This is a genomic window from Tamlana sp. s12 (assembly GCF_016767215.1).
GTDB lineage: Bacteria > Bacteroidota > Bacteroidia > Flavobacteriales > Flavobacteriaceae > Pseudotamlana > Pseudotamlana agarivorans.
Genome location: NZ_CP068547.1, coordinates 788,767 through 813,974, shown reverse-complemented (window position 1 = coordinate 813,974; position 25,208 = coordinate 788,767). Strand labels below are relative to the sequence as shown.

Below are 25,208 nucleotides of genomic sequence, written 5' to 3'. Positions count from 1 at the left end.
CTGGTTAAGTTATTTATTGTAGAGATTCATATAATCATCCAAATTTTTATGAATTTGAATAATTTGATAGTTTGTAGACGATGCTACAAAATAGGGGACATTAATTTTACTCTTATCTTTACTAAGTAGGATTTGGTGAAATGTTTCTGCAAGTTGTTTGGTATTTAAACCGTGAACGACCACAAATGACGTATTCGCATTGTAAACATCTATAGAGGATTTTAACACGTAATAATTACTGATGTTTTTTAACACCTCATCTAAAGTGGTTTTAAATTTTGAAATGGTTTCGTCAGACTCATCAGTGAAACTAAAAACAACTTTATAGTGTTCTGGAACGCCATCTACATCGGCAACAAATTCCCTCGATGCCAGTTTTGGCAAAACTTTTGATGCGATGTGCTTGGCTTGTTTACCTTCTTCGGTATTGGCATATTCTACAGCTACTCGATTGACACCTTCACTATAGGCTTCAAACCCATTTAGTCGTCCTGAGGCCGATGCTTTTAACAATTCAAGTTTTGGTACAATGGGATCCCCATCAAAACGGTTAATATACTCTTCACATTTTGAAATTACCGTTTGGAATTGCTGATTTTCATATTGTTCGTATAATTTTTCATAAATATACTGCGGACTATTTTCATCTGCATCAGTTACCAACTCCGGATGTTCTAAAATATGAGCATAACGAGAATCGGGATACTTTGAAATGATCTCTTTTTTTGCAATTTCAGCTTCATCGGTTTCGCCTAGCAATTCATAAATTTTATATAAATGATATTTTGAAGGCAACACTAAGCGCTCTTCTGGATCGCTTTCTAATAAATCCTGAAATTTATCTTTAGACAATTCGTATTCTTTAAACTTCTCCTTATAGATTAATCCCAACTGATAATAGGCATAATTGCGCTCTTTAGAAATGCTATCAATAACCTTTTTATCTGAAGGAATTTTTGAAATATAGAATTCCGGATCAAATCGCTCTTCATCGGAAGCCGTTTCTGCAACAGCAACAGGTTCTGCAACGGTTGGACCTACCGCAATGCCTTTGCTCGACAAACGCCAATCATCTTCAACAACCCTATCGCCCCAAACTTTAACAAACTCGTTTTTTCCGTAAGCGACCGTTGTGGGGTTATAAAAATAAAACAAAGGTGCCTGATCTGGACTTCCCGTACGCACCCCACCAACCGGATTGTTCACAGTTACTAGTCCACTATTACGCTTCGCTGATTCCTCTTGAGCTTTAAGTGCTTCGTCTTTAAGTTTTAGCTCGGTAACATATTCAGTAAAATACTGTTGACGATCGGCCTCTGACATGTTTACTAAGCCAATAATGCTATCATCAACCTTTGCAATACCTTCATACAATATGACATCCGCTAAATTATCCCGCTTCCTTTTCATGACGCGAAAAGGTTTAGAATTTTCGGTCATATTCATCATGGTACTATCGTAATACTGTCCCGCTTTAGCATAAACAGAATTATCAAAATTCATATCACCTAGAATTTCGTAGTTTTTAGCCTTTAAATAAGTGTCCTGGGTATTGGTTCGCAAAGATTTATTGAAATAGCGAGTAGCTATGGACTCGGAACCATTTCTTAAGTGATACACTGCAATTTGATGGTAGATCTTATCTAAATATGGACGATTCTCTCTGTTTTCCTCAAGTTCGGTAAGCATTTCGCTCATGGCAAGTTTGTCGCCATTTTCAAAATCGAAATTATTAATTTTCTCAAGATGTGCTACTACCCAATATACTCTTGGCGTTTTACGTTTGAGAGCAATAACCTTATCGAAAGCCATATTAGCACTATCCTTTTTCCCCAATTCATTATACAACTGCCCCTGAATAAAAAGATAACGACCACGTTCATCATGACTTTTAGTAGCCTGCGCCGCGACGCCTAATTTTGTTATGGCAGTGTCTATAACTTGGGTATTAATGTATGCCTGAGCTAAAGTTGAGCTGGCATCGGCTAAATCTTGATCTTCAATATCGGCATATCGTAATAAACGTTTTAGATTTTCAATAGCCAATTCATTATTATCGAGACGCATATTGGTTTTTTCACGCCAAATTTTCGCCTGATTAATTTTATCGCTAGCCGCGTATTTGTAAAGAATGTAATTGAAAGCTTCTAAAGCCGGAATAAAACGCTGATCGAAATATCGTGCCTTACCTAATAACAGGTATGCCTCATCCATTTGCGGATTTTTTTCTTTACCATCAATATGCATACTATGCTTTTGAATGGCTTTTGCCGCTTTGTCTTCAGCGATGGTAAAATTTTCGTTTCGAGATTGACCAGGAAGTAAAATTTCCTCAGAAATCTGCATGCGCTCTACGGGGAGAACCTCCCAATAATTATCAAAATAAGAAGCATTTAAAGTAGATTTACCAGCCTCTAAAGCATTATAACCGTTAAAAAGCACATTGTATTCGGCTGTAACGGCATGATAATTTCTACTAATAAATTTGTCTTTTTTCCTGGAGCAACTTAAGGCGAATAAAGCACAAAATACACAGGTTACTAAGACTTTAAAAAATGTTTTCAACGCTGGTTTTTTTAGTCTTAATAATAACTACAAAGGCTTGTAATTATTATATATAGGGGTAAAAATAAGCATCTTTTTGAATTAACCTAAATAATGTAATCACTTTTAAAAAGGAAACTAATTTGCAAAATGCGCTTCCAATTCCTTTAAAGTCTCTGTATTGGTTTCTAAATCCATTATAATTTCTCCTTTTTCTAGAACAACAATACGCTCACAAACATCGGTAATATGCAATAAGTCATGACTTGAAATAAGCACGGTAACCCCTTGTTTTTCGGCGATATCTTTGATTATAGACTTTAAACGAATTAGCGTTGTTGGATCTAAATTAGCAAAGGGTTCATCTAAAATAACCACTTCAGGACTCCCTATTAAAGCTGCTACAATACCTACTTTCTTCTGATTGCCTTTACTTAAATCACGTAAATATTTTCTTTTCCCTAATATTTCATCATGAAAAAAATCTTTAAACTCAAGCAAAACCTTATTTACATCAGCTTTATTTTGCCCTCGCAATTCCCCTACGAAATAAAAGTATTCTTCGGGAGTAAGATATCCGATTAAGAAACTTTCATCTATAAAGGATGACGTAAAAGACTTCCAGTCTTCACTCGTACTAACTTGAACGCCATTAGAATTTATAAACCCTGTTGAAGGCTTAATTAGATCGAGTAACAAACTAAAATATGTGGTTTTTCCAGCGCCGTTATTTCCTACCAAGCCAAAACTTTGACCTTTAGGAATTTCTAGAGACGCAATGCTTAAAACCTGAGTGCCTCCATATTTTTTAGTTAAATTAGAAGTCGTAATCATATTTTCAATTAGTTATCTTGCTCGAAAGCATGAATCATTTCGTATTTTGATTTTAAATATTTCGAGGTTATTATCCCCAATAACTTGTCGTGTAAAACAATTCCAATAACCCCTAAGCCAGCAATAATTGCACAGGCATACTCAAAATTTAAAAAGTAATAAAGTAGCCCGAAAATAACCATAGGTACCACAAGCAATGGTATACCTATTAACCACTGCATAGCGCCTGTACCTTGATAGTTAAAAGCTGCCTTTTGGTTAAGATCTATCTTTTTTCGATTATATGAACCACCATAAAGCATCACATGGGTATTCACCCCAACATTATAAATGGCTGAGGCAAAATGAGCCAATAGAATTTTCCACCCAAAATACACGTAAGGAATACCTAAAACGAAAAGGATAATCACGCTAAGTGCCATTAAGGTAAATTTCGATTTTAAATACTTTTCATATTTAATATTCTGACTCATTAAAAGCTTGTAATACGTGCTATCCCAAGCAGGAATGAATTGTCCGAAATTGATTAAAAAACTCCCTGTAGAAAAAACGCCTATAAAGATATACATCCATGGTGCATTAATATACTTTTCATTCGTATAAAAAAACAACCCATAAAATAACCCTAGAAGTAGCATCCAAACGGAAGATTTTGTGCGTTTATTACGCCAGATTAATTTTAAATCCAGCCGCATAAATGGCGCCATATCTCCAAAATAATTAGTCCATTCTAAATTGGATGACTTCACCTCTTCGACCCTGGTTTTCAATCCACTATCTAAGTATAATTTTTGGCGAAGCATCTTAAAATTTAACCGATATAAAACCCCTAAAACCAAAATAGGAACTACTATAAATATTGGGCTTTCATAAATCGCATAAAACGCTTGTCCGAAAAGGTTTGAAATAGATAAAATTTGAAAATAATCTAAGCCAAATAACACAGAACAAATGACAACTATAGGCAAGGCCGACAGTTCATTTTGAGCACTAAGACTTTCGATAATAAAATTTAATAAGTTAACTATTAAGGTGAGTAGCAGCAATGCTAACATCCAGATGATGACATTCCCAGTTGGATAACCGTTAAAAATTAAAGTCAGTCCGAACGGAATTACGGCAAATAAAGGCAAAAAGTTAAAAAATGCTACGGTTGACTTCCATAAAACATAATTAACGATTTTATTGCGTTTTATAGGCACCGTGAGTAAAGGCTTCACAGACATAACCGGAAGTTTCTGAAAAAAGAAGCGCATAACCAAATCGCCCAAAAACCAGTAAAACAAATAGCTATTTACAACAAATAGTGGCTCTTGGTTAGGGTAAGTTTCTTTTAAAATAAAAAAAGCTGAAATACCAAGGCTTAAAAACATTACAATAAAATATAATGCAAAAAAGCCCATTATTATTTTCAACCCTAAGGTTTTACCAAAACTTGCCGATCTAAAAAAAGACTTCCACTCTAAACCTAAAAAAAGTTTGAGCATATTACTGGTACTTATTGGCTACATCACGCACCTCTACAGCCCAATTTTGTCCAAGATTCATGGCTTTTTGAGTTATTGATAATTGTTTTGAGACTAATTTTTTACCTAATGGCGAATTATAAAAAGCTATTAAGTCTTTTATTTCTTTATGAGTAAATTCACTCATGTACAAATCGGCCATCTGATTGTATAGCCCCGTTAAGGTCTCTTGAGCTTCTATAGTATAGGCCTCCTTTTTGTCAGCAGGCACCGAAGTACCTAATTGATCTATGGCAGCATCAAAAGCCGATGTTGCGCCTGTAAGTTTCATAAACTCAATGGCTTCATTTTTAAATTCTTCATTAGTTTGAGCATTTACAAAACTCACAACAAGTAAAAGGGATGCTAAAAGGAAATTTTTCATTTTGTTAAGGGATTAAATTAATATCAGTTATTTATTAGGTTTTTGTATTTTAATATATGTTACAATACGATTTAAGATTTAAATTACGAATCAATCAAATATACACAATATTCTTACATATTATTTTCTTAAAAAACATCTTAAATTTTAAAGGCTTCACTATTTTTGCTAAAAAATAATGCACATGTCATCATTCCATAAACTTTCAGTAAAAAATATAACAAGAGAAACTTCAAAAGCTATAAGTATTTCTTTTAATATCCCTGAAAACCTTAAAGAAACTTTTCAATTTAAAGCGGGACAATACATCACTTTAAAAACTGAAATTGATGGGAATGAAGTACGTCGTGACTACTCGTTGTGTGTATCGCCTAAAAGTGGCGAATTAAAAGTAGCCATTAAAGAAGTTCAAGACGGCACCTTTTCGGCTTATGCAAATTCAACTTTAAAAGTTGGAGATACTTTAGAAGTGGCACCTCCAAAAGGTCGTTTTGTTTTTGAACCAAACGACTCTAAAACAAAGAATATCGCAGCTTTTGCCGCAGGAAGTGGTATTACACCTATTTTAAGCATTATAAAATGTGCTTTAGAAGAAGAAGTTCAAAGTAAAGTTATTCTGGTTTACGGTAACAAAACAACTAAAGACACTATGTTTTTAAACGAACTTTTAGAGTTACAACATGCTTATAAAGATCGTTTTTCTATTCAATTTGTTTTCAGTCAACAAGACGAAGAAGATGCTATTTTTGGTCGTATAGAAAAAAGCACGGTGAACTATGTGATGAAAAATGAGCACAAACACATCGATGTCGATGCGTATTACCTATGTGGTCCAGAAGCCATGATTCATACTGTAAAAGATGTTTTAACCGAGCATAACACAGAAGCTTCTCGTATCCATTACGAGCTTTTTAAAGCGGCTAAACCTGTTGAAGTTAAAACTGAAGACGTTGCTAGTGGTACTTCAAAAATTTCGGTAACGGTTGATGATGAAACAACCACCTTCGAGATGTCTCAAAAACAAACCATTTTAGAAGCGGCTTTAGATGAAGATTTAGACGCACCATACTCTTGTCAAGGCGGTATTTGTAGCAGCTGTTTAGCACGAATTACTGAAGGTGAAGCTACTATGAGACAAAACAATATTCTAACAGAAAGTGAAGTTGCGGAAGGCTTAATTTTAACCTGCCAAGCACACCCTACGACTGCAACTATTGCCGTTGATTTTGATGATGTTTAGGTTGGGGTTCAGAAGAGATGAATTTATATGAAGTTAAGGAGTTAAGAAAGTAAACTTTTTAATTTTGCTACTACGGTTTCTGGAGAAATACTGCCTGCGGCATGCTCATAGCCTTCTGGATATTTATTACCATATACTGAGGTTGGCACTTTCGGAAATTGTGCTCTATCGGCACATAACGCGTTTTCTTCCGGCTGATTAAAAGGTCCAAAGCCTGCATACGGATGTGTAACACCCCAGATAGTGACTACTTGAACCCCCAACATGGCGGCTAAGTGCGCATTACCAGAGTCCATAGAAAGCATGACATCCAGATTAGAAATGATATCTAACTCCTCGTCAAAAGACAATTTGCCAGCAAGATTTATCGTGTTTTCAAAATGATTTAAGGCTTCGCGATCTGCTTGGCCACCAAATAAAATAACTTTATAATGCGGTGTTAATTGCCGCACTACTGTTTTTATTAAATCTAATGGATACACCTTACCTTGGTGTGCAGCAAAAGGTGCTATACCAATCCATTTTTTAGAATCATGACCTAGCAGTTTTAATAACCTATCATTTAAAACGACACGCTCCGGAAAGTTCGGATTTGATAAATCGATAGGAAAACCTAATTTCTGAAAAACATCTGCATAGCGCTGATGTGTTGTTTTTAAAGGTTCAAATTTTTCACCTGAAATCAATAAATGCTTTTCCTTGCGACCTTTATCAAGCGCCACAAAACGTTTACATTTTAAAAACTGTTTTAAAATTTTACTTCTTAATACATGGTGTAAATCGGCAACCGCATAAAACCCAAATTCATTAAGTTCTTTTGCCAATTTATAAAGTCCGAGTACGCCTTTATGAGTTCCATTAACATCGGCCGTATAGACTTTTACCCTTGGAATATCTCTAAAAAAAGACTTAAAAAAGCCTCGTGTTAAAACCGTTATTTCTACCTCAGGATATCGCTTAATAACTGCACGTAACACAGGTACAGACATAGCAACGTCTCCCATAGCAGAGAGACGTATCACTAATATATGTTTTGAATTTGGCATCTCAACTTAAAGGATGAGAAGGCTGTCTAAAAAGTGTTAAAATTCGTCATTCTGAATTTATTTCAGAATCTCATCTTATTGAAAATCAATCATTATGAGAACCTGAATCAAGTTCAGGTTGACGGAAAACTTAATTTTTAAAAGCCTCTTATTTCTGAGAACGAAGTACTGGGTTTAACTCGTCGTCATTATACATTTTCATTTGCTTATACACTTTCATGTACTTATCACCGTTGGCGATATCGTTTAAAAGTGTATCGATAGCGGTAGACAAATCTACGCGTTGCTCTAGTAAAATGTCTAATTTTTTCTGGCATGCAGCTTTGTGCTCAGGAGAAGCATCCTCACGAGTCGCTTCTTCATGCATATGGTAAACTTTTAAAGCCAAAATTGATAATCTATCAACCCCCCAAGCAGGACTTTCGGTATTAATAGTAGCATTATCTTTAACTTTTACCTCTTTATATTTTTCTAAAAAATAGCTATCGATATACTCAACCATATCGGTTCTATCTTGATTTGAAGCATCAATTTGACGCTTCAAAGTTAAAGCGGCTACAGGATCAATTTGCGGATCACGAATAATATCCTCATAGTGCCATTGCACCGTATCAATCCAACATTTTCTATATAATAAATGCTCTAATAAATCGCTTTCTGGATATGCATTTTCAAAAGGCTGATCAACCGTATTTATAACGTGATACTTCTCTATAACTTCTTGAAAAATAGCATTTGCTTTATCTGTAAACATAGTCTCAATTTTTAAAATGCAAAGATACTTATAATTCACTAACTTTACTAAAGAATACCTAATTTGAAGCCATGGAAATTCACAATTTATCAAAGCAAAACTCCATATTAAATAGCTTCCTTTCGGAACTAAGAGATGTAAACATTCAAAGGGATGCCATGCGTTTTAGAAGAAACATTGAACGCATTGGAGAAATTTTAGCTTACGAAATGAGTAAGAGTTTAAATTATCGTTCAGAAAAAACGCAAACACCCCTAGGAACAAGCTCAGCTAAACTGCCCCAAAACGAGATTGTTTTATGTTCCATTTTAAGAGCTGGTATACCGCTTCACAATGGTTTACTAAACTATTTTGATCGTGCTGAAAATGCTTTCATTTCCGCATACCGACAACATAAAGACAATCCTGAAACTTTTGAAATTGTGGTGGAATATTGGGCTTGCCCGAGTTTAGAGAACAAAACACTTATTCTAGCCGATCCTATGTTAGCCACAGGCCAATCGATGGTGGCCACTTTTGAAGCCCTAAAAGCTTTTGGAACCCCAAAAGACACTCATCTTATAAGCGTTATTGGCGCAAAACCAGGTGTGAATTTTGTAAAAACCATTTTGGTAAACACACTAAATTATGGATTGGAACCATAGATGACAAGCTTAATGAAAAAGGTTATATCATTCCTGGATTAGGCGATGCCGGCGACTTAGCCTTTGGTGCAAAACTACAGCACTAACAAAATAAATGGCACCAAAATAAGTATGGCTAAAAACAGCTCTTTAAACCATAATTCTTCAATGGTTTCGATGTAACTGGCCAGAATAATTGCTAATGGTGTGAAAGCAAACAAAAACTCACTTCCATTCTTATCAGGGGCCACAATTACGATTAAAAACCCGATAACCGCAGCAAGAACAATAACTTTAAAAGACACTCGAAATACTTTTTTCTTCTTTTTTATATTATTTAAATAGAAGAAAGTCGACCAAATTCCGAAGGACACTAATAAGGTAATTGCTACCAAATAGTTAATGGAATTATAAGGACTAAAGTCATAACTAACAACAACCGAAGGTATATTAAAAATGTGAAAATAGTTATCGTAAAGCACTAATGAAGTTGCTGAACCTATTAGCAACACGGCTAAAACTCCTAAAAATGGAATTACCCAATGCCTGAAGTTATTATCGGTATACAAGGCTAAAGACAGCAGTATTAAAGCAAAGAATAGAATAGACCAGAAATAAAACAGGGTAGCAATGGCAATCCAAAATGCCGCATCAAACAGTTTCTTTTTAACTTCCTTTTGCGATCGTAAACTGATAATACGACGCAAACTTAACAACAAAAAAAAGTTAGCATAAATAACGTTAGCATGCTCGGTTGTTGGGGTTAGAAACAGCAAAAACAAACTAAAAAGCAAGATTTCGAAGTGATTGCTTTCGGTTAAACTGTTTTTTATAACTATAAAGTTTAGGAGTAATATGGATGCATAAATAGTTAACAACATCCCAACTTGTTTTATAATAAAAACATACTCTAAAGCTTCAAACTGTAAATTTAATCGAGGTATTGCAAACGCCAGAAGCGTTATAAAAAATACTATGATAAAATTTATTGGTCTAGATTTATTAAAAAAGCTTGTTAACATTAACTGTTTTTGTATTTTTGCTTCGTAAATATACTAACTATATAGGGCTTAACAACCCATAAACAAACTCAATATGAAAGATTTCTTTTACGCGATACAAGATTTATTTGTTAACGTTCTTTTAAAACCTTTAGATGCGATTAGAGCTTTAGAGCTTGAAAACTGGTTTTTAGCAAACCTTGTTTCTTGGATCTTTATTATCATTGGTTTTGTTGCCATGGTATATTGGATGATCCAATTAAAAGGATTTAACGATAACAACGAAGAAGATAAAAGCATCTCTTCACACTCATATTTATAAAAAAATTTGGTTTCGATTTATAAATCGAAACCAATATCTTTACGATAATTCATCTTATCAAAATGTAGTTTTTCTATATTTTGGTAAGATTTTTTTATGGCCTCTTGGTACGTATCTCCGTATGATGTAATCGCCATCACTCTTCCTCCAGAGGTTACAATTTTTCCGTCTTTAATCACTGCACCAGCGTGAAATGGGATAGAATCTTCAATCGCATCAACACCAGTTATTTCTTTACCCTTTTCGTAAGCTTCAGGATATCCTCCAGATACTAACATGATGGTTGTAGCAGCACGATCGTCGATTTCAAGGTTGATTTTATCCAATGTACCTTCTGCCATAGCTTGTAGGACATCTACCAAATCATTTTTCAATCTTGGTAACACCACTTCGGTTTCAGGATCACCCATACGTACATTGTACTCAATCACTTTAGGATCGTCACCTACCTTAATCAATCCGATAAAAACAAAACCTACATAAGGTAAATTATCTTTTTTGAAGCCACTAATCGTAGGTTTCACGATACGCTCTTCAATTTTATTTAAAAACTCATCAGTTGCAAATGGCACTGGAGAAACAGCTCCCATACCACCTGTATTTAAGCCAGTATCACCTTCACCAATACGTTTGTAATCTTTGGCCGTTGGCAATATTTTATAGTTTTCACCATCGGTTAAAACGAAACAACTTAATTCGATACCATCTAAAAACTCTTCTATAACCACTTTGGTACTTGCTGCTCCAAATTTCGCATCAACCAACATGCTTTTTAGTTCCGCTTTAGCTTCATCTAAATCATTAAGTATAACCACACCTTTTCCTGCTGCTAGTCCGTCTGCTTTTAAAACATAAGGTGCTTTTAAAGTTTCTAAAAAAGCATAGCCTTTTTCAACAGTTTCAGCTGTAAAACTTTCGTAAGCCGCTGTTGGAATGTTATGACGGTATAAAAACTCTTTTGCAAATTCTTTACTCCCTTCTAACTCGGCAGCTACTTTTTGCGGACCAATAACAGATACGTGTTTTATGGCATCGTCATTTAAGAAAAAATCATGAACACCTTGTACTAAAGGATCCTCAGGACCAACAACCACCATATCGATGTTGTGCTCTAAGACCAAAGCTTTTATAGCAGGAAAATCGGTAACACCAATATTCACATTGGTTGCTATATTTGCAGTTCCTGAATTTCCAGGTGCTACAAAAAGATTTTCACATTTCGGACTTTGAGCAATTTTCCAAGCAAAAGTATGTTCTCTTCCGCCCGAACCAAGAATTAAGATATTCATTGTATTGATTTTTAGATTCTCTTTAATTTGACATGTATAAGAATAGCTTCATTATACGACTACAAAAATAAGGGCTTTTTAGAATTAGCAACGCTAGGGGCTGCTTTTTTTCTTAATTTTTACTCCAAACTCCAAAAAAATATCAATTATATTTGGTTTTGTTTTTTCGCTTATCGCATATGAATTTATTTAAATTTACTTTACAACTCAAGGGCTTTCCTATAGAAAGCGCCATGCGAGAGCTTAAAACCATTCAGCAAAAGAGCGCTTCGGATTATAAGGGTTATATCGAAAGTAAAAAACAAGACATTGTAAACTACCACCTGAAGCATAATACTTTTTATAAGGCGTTAGCTAAAACGGATAATAACTTTATTTGGAATGATCTTCCGGTGATGACTAAAAAGGATTTACAATGTCCTTTAGGCGACCGATTATCGATTGGATATTCTAAAAAAAATATTTACATCAATAAAACCTCGGGATCGTCGGGAACGCCATTTGTATTTGCCAAGGATAAATTTTGTCATGCCCTAAACTGGGCCAATTTTATAGATCGCTACAATTGGTTTAACCTGGATTTACACCATTCTAAACAGGCCCGTTTTTACGGCATTCCTTTAGACAAAAAAGGGTACTATAAAGAACGTCTAAAAGATAAACTTAGCAACCGGTTTCGATTTTCTGTTTTTGATTTGAGTGATCATCAGTTTGAAAAGAATCTTAAAATCTTTCAATCTACCCAGTTTGACTATATTAATGGATACACAAGTGCCATTGTACAGTTTGCTAAATTTCTTCAAAAGAAAAACATCATTTTAAAAAATGCTTGCCCCTCGCTTAATGCTTGTATTGTAACTTCGGAAATGCTTTTTGAATCGGATAAAACGCTATTAGAAAGCCAATTTGGACTGCCAATCATCAATGAGTATGGCGCGGCGGAATTGGGCCTTATTGCTTTTCAAAACCACAATGACGATTGGGTTGTTAATCACGAAGATTTATACATAGAAATTTTAGACGATGATGATAACATTCTGCCATACGGACATATTGGACGTATTGTAATAACAGCACTCTACAATAAAGCACATCCGTTTATTCGTTACGATTTAGGCGATTTAGGAGCTTTATCTGAACGTAGCACGCCAGGAAACCTCCTGTTGAAAAGCCTACATGGCAGAACCAGTGACTTAGTGAAGCTCCCTAGTGGAAAAACCGCCGCAGGACTCACCTTTTACTATGTGACTAAAACCATAATTGAAGATGGCAGCGCGGTAAAGGAATTTGTTATTGAGCAACTCAAACTGGACACTTTTAAAATCATTTATGTTAGTGATCAACTTTTGGCTGAATCTAAAAAGGAAGCTGTTATAAAAGCGATTTCAAAATATTTAGAACCTCATCTCACGATTATTTTTGAACAAACCCAACGCTTAGACCGTTCGAACCGAGGAAAACTGAAACAGTTTACGTCGTATTTAAAGTTTTGAAATGATTTGTGGTTTTTCTTATATAAATTATGAACAAGAATAATTTTTAATAAACTACAACCTATTTTGTAAAGCCGTTTTTATATGCATTCTTTTCATTGAAAAGGTATTCGAGTTTTCATTCAAAAAATCAATGATTATTATGCCTTTTTCAGCAATTTTAGTTTTTTCAAATTTAAGATCTACATCAGACGATTCAATTTTTAAAATGATTTCATGAATTAATTCTACTATTTTCTCAATATGAGATTCGTGAAGATTCGATATTTTTTTGATTACATCAGAAGCACTCATTTCAGCAATGTCTTCTAAGGACAAATCAAACTGACTTTTTAGAGCATTATTTACTTCATCTATATCACCTTTAGCGCTATTTGGATTTAATCCACTAATTTTCTCTACCAAACCACTTAACATTAAAGTCAGTCTCTGAATTTCACGCTTTATTAAGTCCTTTTCAACTTCCATATATCAATTTTTCAACCTTAATTACTGATAACTTTAGTCTGCTTTGATTTCACCAAAAAATGTTCCTTTAAAAAGATCATCATACAGTAAAGTGACTCCGTTTTAGAAAAACCTAAGCCTTTGTGATACACCCAATAATTATGTTTTATTAATTCAACTTTATTTGAAGAAATACCATTTTTTCTAACACGGTAGTGCGCCAAATCCTCTTGAATACCCAGTGCTGGTTTTCCAGACTGTTTAATCGCAGCAAGCCATAGTAACCAGTCTTGGCGCTTTCTTAAATTTGGTGAGGTAATTTTACCCAAATTTTTGGCGTTGTACACACCTGTTAGATTCCCAATGTAATTGCTTTTTAAAAGCTTTTGGTACGATAGCGTTTTCAAGGCCACGACCATTTTATACATTGGCAATCCGCTTTCAGCCATTAAATCGTAACTGGAGAAAGACACATCACAATTATGGGTTTCCATGAATTGAATTTGAACTTCCAATTTATTAGGTTTCCATAAATCGTCGGCATCTAAAAACGCGATATAATCGCCTTTAGCGCATTCAATTCCTTTATTTCTTGAAACAGCCGCTCCAGAATTTTCAGAATTTAATAATAGTTTGATGTTGGAATGTTTTTCTAAAAAGGGCTGAACAACCTTTAGCGTATCGTCTTGAGAATTATCGTCAATTAATATCAGCTCCCAGTTTTTATACTTCTGATTAATAACACTGTTTATCGTTTCTGAAATAAAAGCTTCAGAATTAAACATGGGTGTTATAATAGAAACCAGTGCTTTCATAGCTATATTAAATCACTATTAGTAGGCTTTGTCTTCACCTCGAACAGCATTTAAAAAGGTTTGTATGGCAATTTTGATATCGAGCAATAACGACCAATTCTCAATATAGAAGATATCATACTTCACACGATTTATAATGTCTTTATCGGTTTCTACTTCACCTCTAAATCCGCTTGTTTGCGCTAGGCCTGTAATGCCTGGCTTCACAAAGTGACGCACCATAAACTTATCGATACGTTGCGCATACATGTTTGTATGACTTACCATATGGGGTCTTGGCCCCACAACCGACATTTCACCGAAAAGCACATTAAAAAATTGTGGCAACTCGTCGATACTTGTTTTACGAATAAAAGCACCCACCTTGGTTACCCTCATATCGCCTTTGGTGGCTTGATGTAAATGAGCATTTTCATTAGGCCTCATCGATCTGAATTTGTAACAATCAAACTCCTGGTAATTAAAGCCATTTCTAGATTGCTTAAAAAATATAGGGCCTTTAGATTCTAATCGAATTAAAATGGCAAGAATTGGTGTTAACCAAGACAACACCCCTATTATTATAAAAGAAGAAAATAAGATATCGAATAAGCGTTTTATAAATTTATTTACAGGCTCTTGCAGTGGAATATCCCGGATAGACAAAATAGGAATATAATCGTAATACTCATACTTAAGACGTTTGGAGTATATATCCTTATTATCTGGGATAAATTTTAATTCCCTTAAATTATTATCGGCGAAATCAATTAAATTGTTTATCTGTTTGTTTGATAATTCGGCGACCGAAAAATAAATCTCATCAACGCTATTTTCTATGACATAATCGTAGCACTTTTTTAAAGAAAACGATTTATCATCAACATTAAATTTTGCTTTAAAATTATAACCATAATCAGTTCTACTTTTAAATGTTTTTATGAGTTGCCTTGTTTTATCTGTATTTCCAATGACAATCACATTTCTATAATTACCCCCTAAAACCGTTCGATATTTTTTGAGTAAATAAGTTGAAAATAATTTAAAAAGAGAAATGGAAACAAATACAGCAAGCAAATAAGCTCCTAAAGACAGTCGGCTTATATTTGGCTGTTTAAAAAAACCTATAAAAGCATAAAGTACAATCGCAAAAATGATGATTTGACGAAGTAATAGCGGTATTATTTGGATTAATCTAGTTTGCCGCTGTACCTCATAAAAATGGTTTTTTATAGCAATAATTAACCACAATAATGAAATATACAAGCAGAACACATAAGCATTAGTCAAATTAATATCAAAATAAAAAACCGCTATGTTTATAATAACTAAATCTATAAACCCAAAGAGCGGCTTTATATACCCTGAATATCTGCTTTTTTTGTATTCCACTTTATGCTTTTATATGATTTTTAAAATCTTTATTCTCGCTTTTGTAAAGCTGTACTTCTGAAAGATTTTTAAAATACTCAAATCATATTTTAATTCTCTTTCCCCTTCTTATTTAGGCTCCCAATCTAATACTTTTTTTGCTAATAAAATACCATACGTTTAATGCAATACATCATTTTACCTTAAATCTTTATGAACAGTACCTGCACGTATTATAGTTTTGTCTCTAACATTATTTGTTATAAAATTCGATGATGACTAACATAGAGTAAAAAGAACATAGGTTATATTTAAAATTTTATAATGATCTAATAATTCTATGAAAAATCTGTTTCTCTTAAAGCCAAAATTGAAACATAAACTAATATAATAGAAAATGGAATATAAAAAAGATTACCACTCAATAGAGATAAAACTAAACATGTAGCAAAAAAAGCATAAGCCAAGTTAGTTTTAATTAAATACTTAAAAATCATATAAATCATACTAGAATATACAGCTAAGCCCATAATCCCAAAAAACAGTACAATATCAATCAATTGAAGTTCCAATCTAACTTTATCTAACTCAGTAGCTCCAAATAAAACACTATAATTATCACCTGTTATCTTATGAAATAACTCTAATGCAAAATCTGATCTGTGTGAAAAAACTGCAGAAATCACACCATCCTTATTAAGGATAGCATTAAAGGTAGGCATTAAAAAAAAACCAATCATTATAGCTAAAAACAGAATAACGATAAAAACGAAAGTTTTCAATTTAAACTTTACATCAAACTTTTCACTTAATAAAACCAATAAACTTAAAAGTAAAAATTGCGAAAAATAAACACCCTTAACACCCGATATTATAGCCAATATTAAAGCTAGTGTTAGTAGTTTTTTTTTATTAAGCACCCAAAAAACAGTTGTTACACAAATATAAAAATACGGTGTAAAACCTTGGCTTAATATAAAACCATTATATCCAAATCGATGATAATCATAAGTTTTGAAAATTTTATATCTGAATAATACTCCTAGAAATATTAAAAAAGCATTTATAATAACACTCCATTTAAAAAACAAAAAAAGTCTATATAATAAATTAGGCTTTTCATTTTTATAGGTATAATAAATTAATGGAAAACTTATAATAGGAAATAAATAACGAAAAAATTCATTTACATAAAGCGCTGTAAGATTGTTTTTTATCACAAAAATCAAAGTCAATACTATGATAAAACCAAGAATAGGTTTTAAGTGATCATACACATATTTCAAGTGAATTAATATAAAAGCGATCGAACACAATAAATATACTATCTTTAAATACCGATTTAGTTTTATAATTTCGATATCGTAAAAAATACTAATTTTATCTAAAAAGTCAAACGCAAGACTAAGCAGCAAAAAACTAAAAATAATATTAGTATAATTAATCAAATGAGCCCTACTCTTTATCCATTCTGGCATTTTGTTTAGTTAATTAGTTTTAAAATAAAGTTCTCGTAAGCAGAATTGATAATATCCCAACTATATAATTTGTTTATTTTATTCATATTTTCTTTAGCATACTTTTCTTTAAAACTAAATATAGTATCTTCATTCATAATATTCTGTATATCCAAAGCTTGATCAAAATAGTATGCATTATCTTCCAATATGCTTTTATTAAAAATATTATTATTTGCGATGATTAGGGTATTCGAAGCCATAGCTTCTAACAAAGAAGGGTTCGTACCTCCTACTGAATGCCCATGAAAATAATATCTTGAATAATACCTTAAATTATTTAATTCATCTTGGTTATAATTTGCTCCTACAAATTGAATTCTACGATCACCAGCATATTCGCTCCGTAAGTGTTCACCAAAATCGTTTAGGGCTCCAAAAATAATTAAATTATATGTTGTTTTCGATTTATGGTAACCTTCCACAATTGTTGCTATATTGTTTTCGGGTTCTAATCGAGCAATAACAATACAATACTTATTTTTTTCAACTCCATACTTTGATAAAACTTCATCATTTGGAGTATTAAAAATTGAAGCTCCGTAGGCAATAAACTTTGACTTTCTATTATAGTTCTTTAAAATATAATCTTGAATACCAACGGAATCAGCAATTAAATAATCACTAGACTTTATAGCCAACTTTTCAGCATATTTTAAAAACTTTCTAACCTTGGACGAATATTTGGAACGCTTCCATTCCATACCGTCCATATTGGTAATAATAATTGGTTTTTTAGGAAGCAACCTATGCCATATAGAATTTGAAGTATAACCTAATTGTAAAATCACGTCAAAATTCCGCTTTCTCGAATCGATTATACAATTACAATCATACACAAACTGTCCAACAGTTCCCATTTTGTATTCGGGATCAAAGGCATGTACTATATGAACGCCCTTGAATAATTTTTCTTGAAAAAGGTGATCATGGGAGTTATAAACATAAACCTCATGTCCCTTTTCCGCTAAATAAACAGAAAAATATTCGGCAAATTGCTCAAAACCTCCATGGTTATTGGGTATTCCTCTAGTTCCTAATATGGCAATTTTCATCGGTATTTTTAGTATTCATTAATAATAATAGCACTGTTGTGAAGAAATAAACTCCATTTACCCTGCCAAAAATTGATTCAGAACTCATTACAGCAAGCATAAACAGAGCAAACAAAATTAATAACCTATCATTTCTTTTTAAACCTTCTAATAGACAATATAGAGGTATCAATATTAAACATAGTAACCCCACTATTCCTGTTCGCCAAAATGTATCTACATATTGATTATGTGGATTATAATTTTGATGCTTTAATAACCCTAGTTTTTGTAACCTTTCTTCTAAAATCATATTTGTCTTCCTAGTAACACCTTTGCCAAAAATATAATCAGTTCCTTCCATAGTCGCTAAGGCCTCTCGCCACAAAATTAATCGAAAAGTTAATCCATTTATTCTAGAATCATTAGAATTTTTAATATGTTTTTCATTTAGAATTGTTAAATCATTTTGATTTAGAACTTCTTTGAACCTTTTTTTTAGGGGAGAAAACAAAAATATTACTGAAATCAAAACTAAAGAAAAAATTATTACCTTTTTACTGTTAATAAGACCAGTTAGTAAAACCAAAAGAGAAAAAAACAAAACCATTTTTGACCCACTAAATATTAAAAAAAATATGAGTGAGGTTAAAATAACATACTTTAATCTCCCAAAATAATAATGTTGAACATAAATAACAGAGAAAAATAGCAAATAAGAATAATATACTGGATGCAAATATTTTGCAAAATTTTCAAACGAAAGAAAAACTACATTACCATGTACAAAAGCATCAAAGATAGAAGTGACTAACAGCCCCAAACCAATAACTATTGCAGAAATTGGAAAAAACATTAAATACTTTCTTTTTGCAATCGCTGGAATTAGAATACTTAAAATTAAAAAAGGTAAAAACCTTTCAGTTGTTCTTAAATCTTCAAATCCTCCCTGTGTTACAAAGAGATTATTGAAAAAATAAATTAAAAAGAACAACAAAAATATAAGATTTACTTTATTCTTCTTTATTGTATTTAAGCGAATGGTTTTTAAATTCAAAACAACACCCAGAATTAATGCAATATTATAAACTGGAGCTGGCAAAAACTCGCTAAGAATTAAAATGGACAAGGAAATTTCAGGTAAACCAACTTTTTTAAAAAGTTTACCATCAATATTTATCTTGTATATAACATAGGTAAAAAAGGAAATAAGAAGTAATATGGGTATTAATAATTGATATAATCCCCTAAAATCTGAATCATAAATAAATCGTTTTGTGGGATTAAAATATCCATTAGATTTCACAACCTCAAACTCAAAGTTCTTTTTATCAGCGGTTCTTCTTAGCCCTACAGTGTTGAGATTTTCAAGTTCAATCAGGTACTTACTTTTTAAGTCTGTTAAGACTAGGTTTTTTACTGATATCATTTCACCAGGATATTCGAAATAACACCTTAAGGTTCTAAATTTTAAAAGAGTTTCAAATTCAATTGATGCGACTGTGTCATTAATAAATTGAAACTTATAAGGTTTTGAATAACTATATTTATTACTATTCTCTTCATTTATATAAACAGTCAACCCTTGAAGATTCAAACTCCTTTCGTGAAAAATTTGAATAGAAGAAAAACCATCACTAGATGCTCTAGTATATTTTGAGTAGCCATAAATAACTATAGTCCCCGTTACAAAACTTGCAATTAAAAAAATAGCCCATATTAACTTCCTTTTACTATTTTCCATTAAATGATACTATTTTCCTCTTCTAAATATTCAAGATAATCTTCTGCAATTTTCTTCCAGTTGTACCTATTTAAAATTTCTTGATATATACGACTGGGGACTTTAGGAGAAGCTAATTGAGTTAAAATCTTTTTCTTTAATTCTTCGAGGTCATTTGGATCAAAATATAAAGCCTCTGGCAAATTAAAATCCATCATTGCTGTAGCTTTTGAGCATAAAATTTTACTTCCCATTGACATTGCCTCTAAAGGAGGAATACCAAAACCCTCAGCGAAGGAAGGAAACACAAACAACTCGCAATTATTATAATATGCTTTTAGTGTATCAACAGAAATACTATCAATCCATAATATTGCTTCCTTATCAACTGGTCGCAATAAATCAATGTAAGTGGTTAAATCCCTCGATAAAATATCCTTTCTGCCAATAAACACGATTTTATAACCTAAACGTGACAATTCTAATTCAACGAAAGCTTTCAGCAGATTTAAATGATTTTTTCTAGGTTCTACCCTAGACACATAGAGTAAATACTTTTCTGTTCCAGCAGTGCAAGTAGAATTCACTAAATTTTCCTTACAAAAATGCTTATCAACGGCATTGGGGGTTATTTTTATTTTTTGTTTGTTTATCTTATAAATTTCAGATATTTTAATTTGAGAAAACTTAGAAACAGTTAACAACAGGTCGGCTCGTTTCGCCGACCATTTAAATAAAAGCCCATTAATAATTCTATATTTTAAAGGAAAGTAATGTTTAAATTCCTTTTGTTCAAATAGAATATCATGTGTTGTTATTATAACCTTACAACTTTTAATAAGCGGACAAATATACTGAAAGTGCGCATATTCTATTTTATGCCGTTTTATAATTTGTGGTAATTCTATTGCCAATCGGTAATATTTATTACTACTTTTTAAAGGTAAAAAAGTTAAATTTTCGTGAGTACCAAACTCCTCCTTAAGATTGTCAATATTTTTTGCTACCAAAAAAAAATGCCAATTTGTAGCTATAGGAATCAATTCAGAATAAAGTCCTTTTAAATAAGTTCTAGTGCCTTGGTATTTATCATCAAAAATGTGTGCATCAACCAATATATTTTTCTTCATCATTATTTCTTTTCTTAACCTAAAAAATAGAAACTTTAGCAATCCCCGTTATTATGCTACTCACTTGGCAAAAAATTTGTACCATACAAACCTAGTGAAACTTTTAAATAGCCATAAAAATATAAATTAAAAATCAACATAATTCGTTGTACCTGTTAAAAAGAGTCAAACTGTTTAAATTATTTAATAAAGGTTCTTGAAAAGCTTAAGAACAAAAAAATATTTTTTGTTCTAGAAATATTCCTTTTTCTTAAATGGTGAAAAAGACTTCTACTTCCAATAAAAACGAACACTTAAATTATCGCACAGTCTCCAGGCCTGAGTTATTATCCTCAAAATAATTACATAGCATTATTGCAATTAAGCCAAACCAAAATAGTTGTGTGTTAAAATTTGAGTTAAGTAATATTAGCAAAAAAACGACTTTAAAAAAAACACTTCTTTTTTTAATGTGATTCCAAATAAATACCACGACCAATAAGGTTCCAACGATACCATAATCGTAAAAAAAGCCAGGTATAAATGGAGGTTTAAAGACCATATTCGAGTTCCAAGATTCGGGATAAACTATTTTAGAAAAATAAGGCACAGACTCTCCAGCCCCGTGCCCGAAATAAACTTTATAATTTATTAAGTCCATTTCCTTTAAATAAGTATATGTAGGCCCTATTCGTGCGTATGCGCTAGAATCAATCAAGTTTAATTTTTCAAAAAAATTACCACTAAATGAAAATAGTAAAAAAACAACCTCGCGAACTCGCTGAATACTTTGTCCTCCAATATTTGTAAACAGAAATAAGAGTAACCCAATTAGAACAAGAAAACCAATTATAAAAAAGTGTTTTTTTGTCCATGATACCAGACTGATACACCATATAAATAATGCTATAAAACCTATTGCTGATTTAAAACTAATTAGCATATACAACATTAAAATCCCGAGTAAAACAAACTTCTTTTTTTCTTTGATTAGCTCCCATAAAATTGAGAAACAAATAATTACGATTAAAGCAGCATAGGAAGGTTCTGTGGAAAGTGAATGAAAACGATATTTGCCCTTAACATGGTTAAACTGAATACCTAGTTGACCTGTACTTTGAAAATATCCTTTAGGTCTTTCTAAAACCTCCCAACCTAATAAAACAATAAATTGAGAAATAACTAATACAATAAAAAAACCAAAAAAAATTAGTTTATAAATTCTAATAACATCTTGGACTACTAAGTATTGTTTTGAATAATAACTTATATAAATATAGATTATCAAAAACAAAAAAGAATATATAACAGAAGTTAATTTTACCGCATTTACATTAAGAATAGAGCTCAGTAGGATATATAGCCCTAATAATGTAGCAAAATCTTTTGCGAACGGCGGTGTTTTAAACTTTAAAACTGAAATCGCTCCCACGAGGCATAAACCACATATCAAGAAAATAGAAACTGAAATCGAACCTGTAGTAAAAGCATTCAAACTTGAAAAACCTAGGAACATAATTGTAATCCCTAAGGCAATCTTTACAATGTTTTCAATTTTGAATACTAACATGTCTCAATTACAGAATAAAACGCCTTACTCAATGCTTCAATATTTTCCTTGTGCATACACCTCGGATCACCAAAGGAATCGGACATGATTCCGTCAAAGGAATGTGCTAATAACCAATTTGAAAATGTATTAACACACATAGCTTCTTTATTAGAATCTATTAAACTAGTTAAGTCTTTGGTTTTAAAATCCTTCCATGAAACTTCATCACAGCCCTTCATTTTATTAAAAAAAGTAGGCGCAAACGTATATGCTTTTTTATTTTTTAAAGCCGCTTCATAAGCTATAGTACCGGATACCGTAAACACAGCCTCTACTATATCTAATAATTTATGAGAATCTGCTTTATTGTTTATAAGATATACATTACGTAATTCTTTTACTTTTTTATAAAACCTCAAGCTCCTATCTCCTAAAGCATTGGAATGTTCTTTAACTAGTAAAATATAGTTTTCTGGTAAAATCCGCCAAATATTTATTATCAGCTCTAACTGGTTTTCATAATATCGTCCTACAACATCTATTGAAGCTTCTGGTTGTTTATGCAGTGTAAAAAGAATTTGCTTTTTGTTTTTCGGCAAATCTTCAATTGAGGTTTCTAAAACAAACTTTTTAAACAATAAGCGGTTATAAATCTCTGCTGTCCTAATTTTAAACTGCGTTAGAGGGCTATTGTATAAGGTTGGGTCGTTAGCATCTTGATTGGTTCTAAAAACAAAATTCTTAATTAATATTAAATTATGTTTTAAAGTTCCCTTTTTAGCAATAACCTTGTCGTTTATGCTCAAATATGCAGGTTTTTCAAGCTTTATTTCAAATGCTTCAAAAGTAGATTTATTAGTTGCTTCTTTTATTTTAGATTGATATTCGTCCGTAAAAAAGGCAAACCTGCCATTGGGGATTCTAATGGTATGTGGGTTTAAATATTGGCAACCAAGATCTTTTGCTTTAATGGTCAATCTGTGTACCAAAAGTTCGTGTGCCCAAGTAACTTCACCAAAAACAAAGCTAATTTTGTTGCTATATAAAAAGCTATAGACTACATTTTGCAATTTTAACATATAACTATATGTCCAAGCTTTAGACTCCTCTCTTAAAACTCTGTCTCCATGCACCAATTCATTAATTTTTAAATCTACAACTTGTTCTTCTCCACTAAATGCCAATACTTCCTTTTTACCTATATATAAGAGTTGATTTTCTGGAAATATTTTTTTTAAGAGTAGATATTGCTTTCTGTTTGGAATAATCCAATACGAAGTAATTTGGTGTTCCTTTAAAATATGAGCTATTTCAACAAAAACATCAGTCTTGTAATAGTTAGCAATAAAGCATATGTTTTTCATATTTTTTTGATAAATATTTTATGCTAGGTTATAGTTTCGTTTATATAGGACAAAGACGCTTAGTAGCAAAGATGTGAATGTACTTATAAACATTGCCAGTGAAATTCTTTCCAAAAAATCAAGATTAAACGCCATTAAAACAAAAAGAAATACTAATGCATTAAACAAAGCCAAATATAATTTAATTATGTTTTTATTTTCCCTTCCGTAATACATTTCCAAGTATGCAAAAATACACGCAAAAAAAGTTTGCCCAATTATTAACAAAGCTATACAAGATGTTCTGAACACATTGATATAGTTTTTTAAAATGTAAATTTCTGTAACGAACAATACAATTCCAAAGGCCAGTAAAAGGAACATCAAATATTTATAAAACAAATGCTTATTTATAGTCAATAAATTTTTATCAACATATAAATCCTTTAAAATAAAAGCCCACACAGATGAATGGGTAAGAAATATTATCATAGAAAAGCGCTGTATCAATGATAATAAAACGCCATCTTCTAGGTTCATTTTAGTGAACATATTAATCTTTCCAAAATTTGTAATACCCATAGCAACAAATACTTGTATAATAGATGGCCACGAAAACATTAGTGCCTTTAAAAATATACTTTTTATCTCATTGGTTTCAATACCTTGATTACCCCTAAAGAAAACATCTATGATGCTTTTTAAAAAGTAAAGCGTTGAAAACAAAATCTGACCAATAAAAACCAACCATAATGAAAACTGTAAACCAGAAACAAAGTACGCTAAAAGAAATGATAATGATAAAATGTTCGAAAAAAGCGTTATGTACACGGCTTTTTCAGGCTTATTAGTAAGTCGGTAATAAGACGCAAAAAAAGCAGTTGCTAAAACAAAAAGCAATCTTGCAACTATAAAAACAATTAAAGGTTCAAACCCAAATCCAAAATAGTGTATCGTAATAAAAACAAGACCAACACAACTGATAACAAGGTATAGCCTTTGAAAACATTTAATAAAAAAGCTTATAATAACATTACGATTTTCACTATTTCTATAAGCATAAAAGAAATAGCCTGATAGGCCTAGATCAATTAAAGGGATTATTACGGTAGTAACGGAATAAATATATTCGATAGAAACATATACTTTCTGATCTTGAAAAAATTGAAAAACTAAAAGCGGTAACAAGAAAATAATAGCTTTATCTAAATAGCTTAACGCCATAAACCTTAAAAGCGCTTTGTTGTTTTTAAAAAGAGTTAATACTTTATTCAAGACTAAA

General features: G+C 32.0%; 21 protein-coding genes and 1 pseudogene. 4 read left to right on the top strand and 18 right to left on the bottom strand.

Annotated elements, in window-relative coordinates; translation table 11 throughout:
* Nucleotides 1–9 precede the first annotated feature (9 nt).
* The 4 genes from JJL45_RS03440 to JJL45_RS03425 all read right to left on the bottom strand — a co-directional run bounded on the left by JJL45_RS03440 (nucleotide 10) and on the right by JJL45_RS03425 (nucleotide 5,268).
* Entirely contained in the window at nucleotides 10–2,565 is a 2,556-nt protein-coding gene (locus tag JJL45_RS03440) for a tetratricopeptide repeat protein (protein WP_068603230.1), read from the bottom strand.
* A 117-nt stretch (nucleotides 2,566–2,682) separates the two neighbouring features.
* Nucleotides 2,683–3,378 (bottom strand): ABC transporter ATP-binding protein, encoded by a 696-nt coding sequence (locus tag JJL45_RS03435; RefSeq protein WP_068603225.1) that lies wholly within the window; start codon nucleotides 3,376–3,378, stop codon nucleotides 2,683–2,685.
* 8 nt (nucleotides 3,379–3,386) lie between these two features.
* Complete coding sequence (locus JJL45_RS03430) at nucleotides 3,387–4,865, bottom strand: DUF5687 family protein (protein ID WP_068603223.1); 1,479 nt, start codon at nucleotides 4,863–4,865, stop codon at nucleotides 3,387–3,389.
* A gap of 1 nt (nucleotide 4,866) precedes the next feature.
* A complete protein-coding gene (locus JJL45_RS03425; RefSeq protein WP_068603221.1) occupies nucleotides 4,867–5,268 on the bottom strand; it encodes a DUF2059 domain-containing protein in 402 nt (133 codons plus the stop codon).
* Nucleotides 5,269–5,452: 184 nt separating this feature from the next.
* On the opposite strand from JJL45_RS03425, the gene JJL45_RS03420 reads away from it, so the two are divergent.
* Nucleotides 5,453–6,508 (top strand): ferredoxin--NADP reductase, encoded by a 1,056-nt coding sequence (locus JJL45_RS03420; RefSeq protein ID WP_068603218.1) that lies wholly within the window; start codon nucleotides 5,453–5,455, stop codon nucleotides 6,506–6,508.
* Nucleotides 6,509–6,549: 41 nt separating this feature from the next.
* Here JJL45_RS03420 and JJL45_RS03415 read toward each other — a convergent pair whose 3' ends face one another.
* The gene (locus JJL45_RS03415; protein ID WP_317191989.1) at nucleotides 6,550–7,530 is read right to left on the bottom strand and encodes a glycosyltransferase family 9 protein; all 981 of its coding nucleotides are present in this window, start codon (nucleotides 7,528–7,530) and stop codon (nucleotides 6,550–6,552) included.
* A 172-nt stretch (nucleotides 7,531–7,702) separates the two neighbouring features.
* Nucleotides 7,703–8,308 (bottom strand): DUF4254 domain-containing protein, encoded by a 606-nt coding sequence (locus JJL45_RS03410; protein ID WP_068603213.1) that lies wholly within the window; start codon nucleotides 8,306–8,308, stop codon nucleotides 7,703–7,705.
* A gap of 71 nt (nucleotides 8,309–8,379) precedes the next feature.
* Here JJL45_RS03410 and upp point away from each other — a divergent pair.
* Nucleotides 8,380–9,038, top strand: a pseudogene (gene upp / locus JJL45_RS03405) (uracil phosphoribosyltransferase).
* On the opposite strand, the gene JJL45_RS03400 reads toward upp, so the two are convergent.
* Nucleotides 9,027–9,953, bottom strand: coding sequence for a DUF6427 family protein (locus JJL45_RS03400; protein ID WP_068603211.1), 927 nt, complete (start codon nucleotides 9,951–9,953; stop codon nucleotides 9,027–9,029). The pseudogene upp and the gene JJL45_RS03400 overlap by 12 nt on opposite strands.
* Before the next feature lie 73 nt (nucleotides 9,954–10,026).
* Between JJL45_RS03400 and JJL45_RS03395 the strand changes: the two genes are divergently transcribed.
* Nucleotides 10,027–10,254: a DUF6341 family protein gene (locus JJL45_RS03395; protein ID WP_067146676.1), complete on the top strand. Its 228-nt coding sequence runs from the start codon at nucleotides 10,027–10,029 to the stop codon at nucleotides 10,252–10,254.
* 17 nt (nucleotides 10,255–10,271) lie between these two features.
* Here JJL45_RS03395 and purD read toward each other — a convergent pair whose 3' ends face one another.
* Nucleotides 10,272–11,543, bottom strand: a complete 1,272-nt coding sequence (gene purD, locus JJL45_RS03390; RefSeq protein WP_068603210.1) for a phosphoribosylamine--glycine ligase — start codon at nucleotides 11,541–11,543, stop codon at nucleotides 10,272–10,274.
* A gap of 179 nt (nucleotides 11,544–11,722) precedes the next feature.
* On the opposite strand from purD, the gene JJL45_RS03385 reads away from it, so the two are divergent.
* On the top strand, nucleotides 11,723–13,036 hold the full coding sequence (locus JJL45_RS03385; protein ID WP_068603209.1) for a phenylacetate--CoA ligase family protein: 1,314 nt from the start codon (nucleotides 11,723–11,725) through the stop codon (nucleotides 13,034–13,036).
* 54 nt (nucleotides 13,037–13,090) lie between these two features.
* Here JJL45_RS03385 and JJL45_RS03380 read toward each other — a convergent pair whose 3' ends face one another.
* The 10 genes from JJL45_RS03380 to JJL45_RS03335 form a co-directional block, all read right to left on the bottom strand.
* Nucleotides 13,091–13,504, bottom strand: coding sequence for a hypothetical protein (locus JJL45_RS03380; protein WP_068603208.1), 414 nt, complete (start codon nucleotides 13,502–13,504; stop codon nucleotides 13,091–13,093).
* Nucleotides 13,505–13,521: 17 nt separating this feature from the next.
* Nucleotides 13,522–14,298, bottom strand: a complete 777-nt coding sequence (locus tag JJL45_RS03375; RefSeq protein ID WP_068603204.1) for a glycosyltransferase family 2 protein — start codon at nucleotides 14,296–14,298, stop codon at nucleotides 13,522–13,524.
* Nucleotides 14,299–14,316: 18 nt separating this feature from the next.
* Entirely contained in the window at nucleotides 14,317–15,669 is a 1,353-nt protein-coding gene (locus JJL45_RS03370; protein ID WP_068603203.1) for an undecaprenyl-phosphate glucose phosphotransferase, read from the bottom strand.
* A gap of 317 nt (nucleotides 15,670–15,986) precedes the next feature.
* Nucleotides 15,987–17,126, bottom strand: a complete 1,140-nt coding sequence (locus JJL45_RS03365) for a hypothetical protein (protein WP_068603202.1) — start codon at nucleotides 17,124–17,126, stop codon at nucleotides 15,987–15,989.
* Nucleotides 17,127–17,131: 5 nt separating this feature from the next.
* Nucleotides 17,132–18,220, bottom strand: a complete 1,089-nt coding sequence (locus tag JJL45_RS03360; protein WP_068603200.1) for a DUF1972 domain-containing protein — start codon at nucleotides 18,218–18,220, stop codon at nucleotides 17,132–17,134.
* Nucleotides 18,195–19,943: an O-antigen ligase family protein gene (locus JJL45_RS03355; protein ID WP_068603198.1), complete on the bottom strand. Its 1,749-nt coding sequence runs from the start codon at nucleotides 19,941–19,943 to the stop codon at nucleotides 18,195–18,197. The genes JJL45_RS03360 and JJL45_RS03355 overlap by 26 nt, the downstream gene beginning before the upstream one ends.
* Nucleotides 19,943–21,055 carry a glycosyltransferase family 4 protein gene (locus tag JJL45_RS03350; RefSeq protein ID WP_068603196.1) on the bottom strand — a complete coding sequence of 371 codons (1,113 nt, stop codon included), beginning with the start codon at nucleotides 21,053–21,055 and terminating at the stop codon, nucleotides 19,943–19,945. Before JJL45_RS03350 ends, JJL45_RS03355 begins: the two co-directional genes overlap by 1 nt.
* Before the next feature lie 295 nt (nucleotides 21,056–21,350).
* Nucleotides 21,351–22,601 carry a hypothetical protein gene (locus JJL45_RS03345; protein ID WP_068603194.1) on the bottom strand — a complete coding sequence of 417 codons (1,251 nt, stop codon included), beginning with the start codon at nucleotides 22,599–22,601 and terminating at the stop codon, nucleotides 21,351–21,353.
* Nucleotides 22,595–23,947: a hypothetical protein gene (locus JJL45_RS03340; RefSeq protein WP_068603192.1), complete on the bottom strand. Its 1,353-nt coding sequence runs from the start codon at nucleotides 23,945–23,947 to the stop codon at nucleotides 22,595–22,597. The genes JJL45_RS03345 and JJL45_RS03340 overlap by 7 nt, the downstream gene beginning before the upstream one ends.
* An 18-nt stretch (nucleotides 23,948–23,965) precedes the next feature.
* Complete coding sequence (locus JJL45_RS03335; protein ID WP_202664248.1) at nucleotides 23,966–25,201, bottom strand: hypothetical protein; 1,236 nt, start codon at nucleotides 25,199–25,201, stop codon at nucleotides 23,966–23,968.
* Between the last annotated feature and the right edge of the window lie 7 nt (nucleotides 25,202–25,208).

What these genes read in the sequence shown, in the direction of transcription:
- JJL45_RS03350 (WP_068603196.1), bottom strand. Translation starts at nt 21,055, where the DNA reads ATGATGAAGAAAAATATATTGGTTGATGCACACATTTTTGATGATAAA.
- JJL45_RS03355 (WP_068603198.1), bottom strand. Translation starts at nt 19,943, where the DNA reads ATGGAAAATAGTAAAAGGAAGTTAATATGGGCTATTTTTTTAATTGCA.
- JJL45_RS03340 (WP_068603192.1), bottom strand. Translation starts at nt 23,947, where the DNA reads ATGAAAAACATATGCTTTATTGCTAACTATTACAAGACTGATGTTTTT.
- JJL45_RS03430 (WP_068603223.1), bottom strand. Translation starts at nt 4,865, where the DNA reads ATGCTCAAACTTTTTTTAGGTTTAGAGTGGAAGTCTTTTTTTAGATCG.
- JJL45_RS03425 (WP_068603221.1), bottom strand. Translation starts at nt 5,268, where the DNA reads ATGAAAAATTTCCTTTTAGCATCCCTTTTACTTGTTGTGAGTTTTGTA.
- JJL45_RS03435 (WP_068603225.1), bottom strand. Translation starts at nt 3,378, where the DNA reads ATGATTACGACTTCTAATTTAACTAAAAAATATGGAGGCACTCAGGTT.
- JJL45_RS03345 (WP_068603194.1), bottom strand. Translation starts at nt 22,601, where the DNA reads ATGTTAGTATTCAAAATTGAAAACATTGTAAAGATTGCCTTAGGGATT.
- JJL45_RS03385 (WP_068603209.1), top strand. Translation starts at nt 11,723, where the DNA reads ATGAATTTATTTAAATTTACTTTACAACTCAAGGGCTTTCCTATAGAA.
- JJL45_RS03375 (WP_068603204.1), bottom strand. Translation starts at nt 14,298, where the DNA reads ATGAAAGCACTGGTTTCTATTATAACACCCATGTTTAATTCTGAAGCT.
- purD (WP_068603210.1), bottom strand. Translation starts at nt 11,543, where the DNA reads ATGAATATCTTAATTCTTGGTTCGGGCGGAAGAGAACATACTTTTGCT.
- JJL45_RS03420 (WP_068603218.1), top strand. Translation starts at nt 5,453, where the DNA reads ATGTCATCATTCCATAAACTTTCAGTAAAAAATATAACAAGAGAAACT.
- JJL45_RS03360 (WP_068603200.1), bottom strand. Translation starts at nt 18,220, where the DNA reads ATGAAAATTGCCATATTAGGAACTAGAGGAATACCCAATAACCATGGA.
- JJL45_RS03395 (WP_067146676.1), top strand. Translation starts at nt 10,027, where the DNA reads ATGAAAGATTTCTTTTACGCGATACAAGATTTATTTGTTAACGTTCTT.
- JJL45_RS03380 (WP_068603208.1), bottom strand. Translation starts at nt 13,504, where the DNA reads ATGGAAGTTGAAAAGGACTTAATAAAGCGTGAAATTCAGAGACTGACT.
- JJL45_RS03400 (WP_068603211.1), bottom strand. Translation starts at nt 9,953, where the DNA reads ATGTTAACAAGCTTTTTTAATAAATCTAGACCAATAAATTTTATCATA.
- JJL45_RS03365 (WP_068603202.1), bottom strand. Translation starts at nt 17,126, where the DNA reads ATGCCAGAATGGATAAAGAGTAGGGCTCATTTGATTAATTATACTAAT.
- JJL45_RS03410 (WP_068603213.1), bottom strand. Translation starts at nt 8,308, where the DNA reads ATGTTTACAGATAAAGCAAATGCTATTTTTCAAGAAGTTATAGAGAAG.